We start from the raw sequence: 6,997 nt of genomic DNA, 5'->3' as shown, positions 1-6,997 counted from the left end.
CGACTGGTCGGCGATGTCGACCGCTTTGCCGCTGTGCCGCGAGACGATCTGGTAGTACGCCACCGGGTCGATCACGGCCGCATTCGCCGACGGTCCCGTGACCAGTGCGGCGGCGCAGCTCGCGATCGAAGTGAGGCGCGTCGTGGGTTATCCCTTCAAACCCGAACTGACAACGCCGCGGATGAAGTAACGCTGGGCGAACAGGAAGATCACTAGAACGGGCACCACGTAAAGGGCGGCGGCCGCCGCCTGCACCGTGGAGTCGGGGTTGCCATGCGGGTCGAGGTAGAAGGCGGAGATGGCGACGGACAATGTGGTTTGGTCGGGGTCGAGGAACAGGGCCGGTCCGAGGTAGTCGCCCCAGATCCAGGTGAACGAGAGCAGGAAGGAGGTCAACAGCACCGGCCGGGACAGCGGCAGAAAGATCTGCAGGAAGATGCGGCCGTACCCGCAACCGTCGATGATGGCCGCGTCTTCCAGTTCGGCTGGGATGCCGGCAAAGAACTGGCGGAACAGGAACACCAGGAAGGGTGAGGCGGCCAGGCCCCACAGCACCCATGGCCAGTACGTGTTGATCAGCCCGACTCGGGCGAACAGCACGTACGTCGGGATCAGAGTCAGAATCTGCGGCAGCATCATGGTGGACAGCAACAGCACGAACAGCGGGCGTTTGCCGCGCCCGCGCAGGCGGGCGAAACCGAAGCCGACCGCCGCGCTGGAGAAAGTCACCAGGATCGCGTACAGGAACGAGAGGAACATCGAGTTCCCCAGGTACGCCGCGAAGTTGATTTCGGTGAGAGCCTGCGTGAAGTTGTCCCACCGCGGCGCCTCGGGCAGGAGCTTGGCTGGGATCGACACCCACTCCGCCTTGGTCTTCAAGGCGGCCAGCACAAGCCAGGCGAACGGCCCGGCGAACAGTATCGCGAGCGTCATCAGCAGCAGATAGGCGCCGGCCGTCTTGGCGGGCCGCCGAGGGCGCCGGGCCCGCCGCCGCGTGCTGACTGTGGGCGCTGGGGTGGGGATCTTCGTGATGGTCATCGGTCGGCCTCTCTGTCGACCGTGTAGTGGACCCATAGCCGGCTTGACCGCTGCACGAAGAGCGTGATGGCCAGGATGACCAGGAAGAACACAAAGAGCATCGCGGAGCCATAGCCATACCGGCTATTGACGAAGAACTCCTGATAGACCTGCACCATGTACAGGTGTGTGCTTTCTGGCACCTCGGACACTCTGCCGACCTGGGCCGTCTGGGCCAGCAGCATCGGCTGGATGATGATCTGCAGGGAGGCGATGATGCCGGTCACCACTTGGAAGAAGATGACCGGCGAGATGATCGGCACGGTGACGTGGCGGAACACGTGCCAGCGGTTGGCGCCGTCGACGAGCGCCGCCTCTTCCAGTTCGGCCGGTACGCCCTGCAGGGCGGCAAGCATGATCACCATCCCTCCGCCGAGTCCCCACAGAGTGAGGATGATCAGCGCGTAGAACGCGTTCGGGTCGACCAGCCAGGCGATCGGGCCGATGCTGATCTTCTCGAGGATGGCGTTGAGAATGCCGGCGTCTCGGTTGAAGATGAGCTTCCACATGATCGCCATGGCGACCACCGGGACGACCGACGGCAGGAAGAAGATCGTCCGGAACAGGCCGACGGCCTTCAGCCGCCGGTTGAGCAGCACCGCCAGACCGAGCCCGCCGGCCACCATGAGCGGCACCGCGATCGCGGTGTACGCGAGCGTGCGGACCAGACTGGCGATGGCCTCCGCGTCACCCATGAGCTCGGCATAGTTGCGCAAGCCCACCCAGCGCCAACGTTCGCTGACGCCGTTGAAGTTGGTCAGGCTGATCGCGAGCGCGTAGCCGAGCGGTAGCGCGGTGAGCAGCGCGAAACCAAGTATCCAGGGCGAGACGAACAGGTAGAACGTCCCGCTGGAATGCCGCTTCCAGCGGGGCCGCCCACGCCTCGCCCTTTCCGTTGCCATAGCGACCACTAGCCGATCTGGTCCTTGCCTTGCTTCAGCAGCTTGTTGACCTCATCGGTGATCGCCTTGCCGGCCTGCTCGACGATGATCTCCTTCTTGATGGCCCGCTGAAGCTGCTTGTCGAGCACGGTGTTCCAGCCGTCGGATGCGACCATGTAGGGAGAGTCGGGCAACTGGCCGGCGTACTGAAGTTCGGCCTGCTGAGTCTGGTACGCCTGCTTCTGGTACGGCAGCTCCTGCGGCAACATCGACAGCTGCGCTTTCAAGGCCGGTATGCCCCAGCCGCTCTTCGCCCGTTCCTCGGATGGCGGGCCGGCCATGAAGTACTCCATGAGTTTCCACGCCTCGTCCTTGTGCTTGGCCTTCGCAGGGATGGCCGCACCCCAGCCCACGTAGGTGGGACTGATGCGCTTGTCGCCCATCACCGGCGCGGGAGCCATCGCGACGTTGTTCTTAATCTCGTCGGACTCTTCGACGAAGTTGCCGCCGAACCAGTAGCCGTCCTGGGTGATCGCCATCCGCTTGGCGAGGAAGAGCGACAGGTCGGCACCGTCCGGCGCCGGGTCAAGCGAGGTGGGCCCCACGCCGGCCTGGGCGAAGTCGACATACCACTTCAGCGCTCGCAACGCCTCCGGCGTGGTCATGTCGGTCTCGGTCAGGTCCGCGCTGTACACCTGGCCACCCTGCTGCAGGATCATCATCATGATCGGCGCCGACAGGCCCCAGGCCCACTCCACCCCGAGGCCGTAGACCTTAGTCTTGCCGCCGCTCTTCTTGGTCAGCTTCTTCCCGATCTCCAACAGTTCGTCGCACGAGATCGGCTCAGTCGTACTCAGCGGCTGGATCTTTGCTTCCTCGAAAAGTGCTCGGTTATACCAGAGCGTGGCGTCCTGGCTCCAGTCCTTGACGATTCCGTAGTACGGGCCCTGGCCGCTCCGCGTGCCGTCCCATCGGAAGCTGTCGTTGACCGACAGCAGGTGCTCCGGCTTTAACACGCTGCTCTTCGCCATGTACGGGTCCAGCGCGGTGTACAGTTCCTGGGCGTTGGCGCTCGAGCTGCCGACCGCCACCGCACGCACGAAGTCCGGTGGCTCGTTCGAGGCGAGCATCGCGTTGAGCCGCGTGCTGTCGTACTCAACAAAGTTGATCTTAATTCCGGGGTTCTTGGACTCGAAGTCGGCGATGTGCGCCTTCGTCAGCTCGTCGGTTTTGTACATGACGGTGAGCGTCACGGTCTTGCTGTCGACGGACGGGCCGCCCGAGCTGGCGCTGCACGCTCCGAGCAATGGTGTCGCCGCCGCGGCGCCGGCAAGTAGGGCCGAGCTGCTCAGGAGGCGGCGTCGGCTGATACGTCCGTCAAACATGGGCTTCCCTCCGCCAACCAGTGGGAATTCGCTATGAGCGTTCACAGTGCTCGCTCCAGTTGTGATGGAGAACGGTCGCGGCGGCGCGTAACGCAAACGCCACCAAGATCTTTTTCATGGGACCCTCCTAAGGAGGTCGTGCTCAGGGGCGGAGGACGGGCATGACAGACTGACCCGTTGGCGCTAGCGTTCTGCGCCGCGAGCGGGTGATCGGTCCGCTCGAGCAGCCCTGGTGTCGCTGTGCCGGGGGCCGGTGTCGACGGTCACGGTCGAGCGGAGGCCATGGCACTACGTGGGCTGCGATGCGGCGCGACCGGGATCGGCTGGGAAGCCGCAGGTTTGGGTGAGGGTGAGGGTGAGGCCACGTGTCCTCCTCGCAGGTTTGATGAGGTTTGTGAACGTTCCCAGCGACTTATCCATTGCCGACGTGAGCATCCACGCGCAACTGGAATGCGAGGCTCCTTGGCGGGCCCGACGCTAACGCACGTACGCTCACAGTCGTTATATCGTTTTAATTGCAGATATCGCGACGTCGGCCCTGCCGCGAGGGGCCAGCCTTCGATGGCTATACGCGTCGTGGGCTTCCTTTCGGAGGGGAGAGATCCGGGCTGACCGGCGTGCCGTACCGGGGCCTCAGGGAGAACACCGCGGCGGCCATGGTGAAAGGCTGTCGGGGAGTTCGGCAGGCGCAGACTGGGCCAGGCAGCGTGGCTGGCAATGCAGGGGGCGGTTCCGCCGATTGCGGGCAAGGCAGACAGCTCGGTTGTGCCCGTGCCTCGGGAGCGGCGTGTCCGCATGAGCCGCTCTCTTGTCGCCCTGCGCCGGCCGTACCGACGGTCGCAGTCAGGTGGATGCAGTGTCGCCGCATGCCCCGCGGCGGGCGTGGCGGTGATCTCGTGCGAAGCCGCAGACGGGCTGGCAGCGCGGCCACATGTCCTCCTCACAGGCTGAATGAGGTTCTGTGAACGTGCACAGTAACGCACGGGCGGACGTATCGAAAGGCCCACTCTTGGATTCGTAGTAAGCGCGCCGGAGGTGCCAGCAGCCTTCCCAGGAAGCCTGGCGCCCCTGCTATCGCCGGTCGGATCGGCCACGCCGTCTGTCGGCAACGTCGGCTCTTGACATCGCCGCTGTCTGTTTGCACAATGCGGAATACGTTTTCCGGAACTGTTGACCGGTCCGATGCGGCACCTGCAGAGACGTTGTCCGCCGCCTCTGCGGGCGAGCCATCTAACGCCTTTTCGCTCATGCCCAACGCGGTTGAGAGCACGCTCCGCCCCAGGCGGCGAAGGATTTCCCGGAATCCCTGGCCACACGGCTACTGCAGCAACGCGCACGTCCGGGTGATTCGCCGCGCAGCCGTTTGACCATCGAAAGGCGGTCGCAACCCATGGTGAATACGCACTTAGGCATTCAACGACTTACCCGATCAGGGATCATACTCTCGCTGCTGGCCTCGGCGCTCATCTTCAACGCCACGGCCGCGCAACCCGCCCAAGCAGCTGATATTCCGCCGAACCCGCTGGAGAAACCTGGTTGGATTCTCGATCGGAACGACGAGTTCAACGGCAGCCTCGACACGAGCCTGTGGATCACCAACTACTTCGAGTCGCGGACGACCGAGGAAAGATCCAGGGCGCGGTACGGATTCCGCGACAACGCCCTCGTCCTGCGCATCGACGACGACCAGCCGGCCTATTACGCCGACGGCAACCCGATGAAGGTCTCCAGCATCCAGACCGGGCAGAGGACCGGTCTGCACAAGACCTCTCCTTTCCATCACTCGATCCCCACCATCATGAAGTACACGCCCCGGTACGGGTACTTCGAAATCCGCGCGAAAAGCTCGGCGAGAAGCGGGATCCACACCGCGTTTTGGACGGCAGGAAGGCAGGACACGTCGACCCAGACCGGGGAGATCGACGTCATGGAGCACCCGGGCCGGATGGGGCGCAGCTTTCTCTACAGCCTGCACAAGTGGTCCGACCCCAGCTTAGTGGAATCCAGCAACACGATCTCCGTTGGATTCGACATGACGACCGAGATGCACATCTATGGTCTCGAGTGGACACCGACGCAACTCAAGCTGTATGTGGACAATGTCCTGACGAGAACCATCAACGCGTCTCCCGCCTACGGCGCGGTGTTCTTGCTGGGCATCTACGAGAACGCGGGCTGGACCGGAAACGTCGATCCCGCGGACCCCAGGCCGAGAGAATTCGTCGTCGATTATTTCCGTGCCTACCGCAAAGCGGCGGACGCGCCGATCATGAGCGGCGCCACCTACAAGATCCGGAACGTGGCGACGGGCAGATACCTGGACTCCGAGGCGAACGGCGCGCTGATCGTCGCGGCCCCGAGTTCCTACGATGTAGGTTCCGCAACTCGGTGTCGGATGGCAGCGTCTGAACCTGCGCTTGGTGGCGAATCCGCGTGATCTGTCAGGCCTGACCGTCCGCACGGGCGTGTCGGATCCTCTCGTCATACGATCTGGTCGGGACGTTGAGTTGAGGACGCCTACCTTCAGCCTTCCGGTCCGATTAGCCTCGGGCTTTCGCGGTGAGTTTCGCGAGGCTTGAGCAACTACATGAGAAAAGTGCTTCTGAGCTGGGAGGATGGGGCTTGTCTAGAGTCCTGTCCGCGCCAGATCGAGAAGCACTTGCCACGTGAAGACTATCGCCTCCCACCGCACCATCACCATCACCATCACCATCACCATCACCATCACCATCACCATCACCATCACCGCCTCCGCCGACGGCACCGGGCTGCTGTCCCATGCCGGGAGCCTGCTGCTGCTCAAGACCCTGCACCTCACCGGCCTGGACCGGGCGCTTTCGGCGCAGCTGGAGCGCTGGCGACCGGCCCGCGCGGTGCACGACCCCGGCAAGATCGTGGCTGATCTGGCCGTCGCCCTCGCCCTCGGCGGCGACTGTCTGGCCGACATCGCCCTGCTGCGCGCCCAGCCCGATCTGTTCGGCCCGGTGGCCTCCGACCCGACCGTCTCCCGCCTGATCAACCACCTCGCCTGCGACGAGGCCAAGGCGCTCAAGGCCCTGCGCGCGGCGCGGCCCCTGGCCCGCCAGCGTGCCTGGGACCTGGCCCGACCCGCAGCACCGGGCAGCGATGGCGAGCTGATCCCGCTCGACCTCGACGCCACCATCGTCATCGCCCACTCCGACAAACAGCACGCCGCGCCGACCTGGAAACACACCTTCGGCTTCCACCCGATGACCGTCTTCGCCGACCACGGCGCCGGCGGCTCCGGCGGCTCCGGCCATCGTGCTCAGGCCGGGCAACGCCGGATCCAACACCGCCGCCGACCACATCGAAGCCACCCGGCTGGCCCTGGCCCAGCTGCCCCAGCACCGCAGGCGGCAGGTGCTGATCCGCACCGACTCCGGCGGCGGCACGCACGAGTTCCTACCTGGCTCACCAAGCCCGGCCGCCGGCTGTCGTACTCGATCGGGTTCACCCTCACCGAGCAGATTCGGCAGGCCGTGCTGCGCCTGCCCAAGAGCGCCTGGACGCCCGCCTACAACGCTGACCGGCAGGTCCGGCCCGGCGCCTGGGTCGCCGAGCTGACCGGCCTGCTGGACCTGACCGGCCGGCCCAAGGGCATGCGCGTCATCGCCCGCAAGGAGCGGCCGCACC

Annotated in this window: 4 protein-coding genes and 1 pseudogene; 2 read left to right on the top strand and 3 right to left on the bottom strand. The window is 64.9% G+C overall.

The genetic code is table 11. From position 1 onward, the window contains the following. Positions 1-147: 147 nt before the first annotated feature. The 3 genes from E1294_RS50295 to E1294_RS50285 are packed head-to-tail and all read right to left on the bottom strand — an operon-like array spanning position 148 to position 3,343. Entirely contained in the window at positions 148-1,038 is an 891-nt protein-coding gene (locus E1294_RS50295) for a carbohydrate ABC transporter permease (protein WP_132519934.1), read from the bottom strand. Continuing rightward, complete coding sequence (locus tag E1294_RS50290) at positions 1,035-1,979, bottom strand: carbohydrate ABC transporter permease (protein ID WP_132519931.1); 945 nt, start codon at positions 1,977-1,979, stop codon at positions 1,035-1,037. The genes E1294_RS50295 and E1294_RS50290 overlap by 4 nt, the downstream gene beginning before the upstream one ends. An 8-nt stretch (positions 1,980-1,987) precedes the next feature. After that, entirely contained in the window at positions 1,988-3,343 is a 1,356-nt protein-coding gene (locus tag E1294_RS50285) for an ABC transporter substrate-binding protein (RefSeq protein ID WP_132519928.1), read from the bottom strand. 1,390 nt (positions 3,344-4,733) lie between these two features. Between E1294_RS50285 and E1294_RS50280 the strand changes: the two genes are divergently transcribed. Beyond that, the gene (locus E1294_RS50280; protein WP_132519925.1) at positions 4,734-5,780 is read left to right on the top strand and encodes a glycoside hydrolase family 16 protein; all 1,047 of its coding nucleotides are present in this window, start codon (positions 4,734-4,736) and stop codon (positions 5,778-5,780) included. A 274-nt stretch (positions 5,781-6,054) separates the two neighbouring features. After that, a pseudogene (locus E1294_RS50275) lies at positions 6,055-6,997 on the top strand (IS1380 family transposase); the annotation flags it as partial.

The sequence above is a fragment of the Nonomuraea diastatica genome (genome assembly GCF_004349015.1).
GTDB classification, from domain to species: Bacteria; Actinomycetota; Actinomycetes; order Streptosporangiales; family Streptosporangiaceae; genus Nonomuraea; species Nonomuraea diastatica.
The sequence above is the reverse complement of the archived record's forward strand: the minus strand, read 5'-3'. Positions and strand labels throughout refer to the sequence as shown.

What these genes read in the sequence shown, in the direction of transcription:
- E1294_RS50295 (WP_132519934.1), bottom strand. Translation starts at nt 1,038, where the DNA reads ATGACCATCACGAAGATCCCCACCCCAGCGCCCACAGTCAGCACGCGG.
- E1294_RS50280 (WP_132519925.1), top strand. Translation starts at nt 4,734, where the DNA reads ATGGTGAATACGCACTTAGGCATTCAACGACTTACCCGATCAGGGATC.
- E1294_RS50285 (WP_132519928.1), bottom strand. Translation starts at nt 3,343, where the DNA reads ATGTTTGACGGACGTATCAGCCGACGCCGCCTCCTGAGCAGCTCGGCC.
- E1294_RS50290 (WP_132519931.1), bottom strand. Translation starts at nt 1,979, where the DNA reads ATGGCAACGGAAAGGGCGAGGCGTGGGCGGCCCCGCTGGAAGCGGCAT.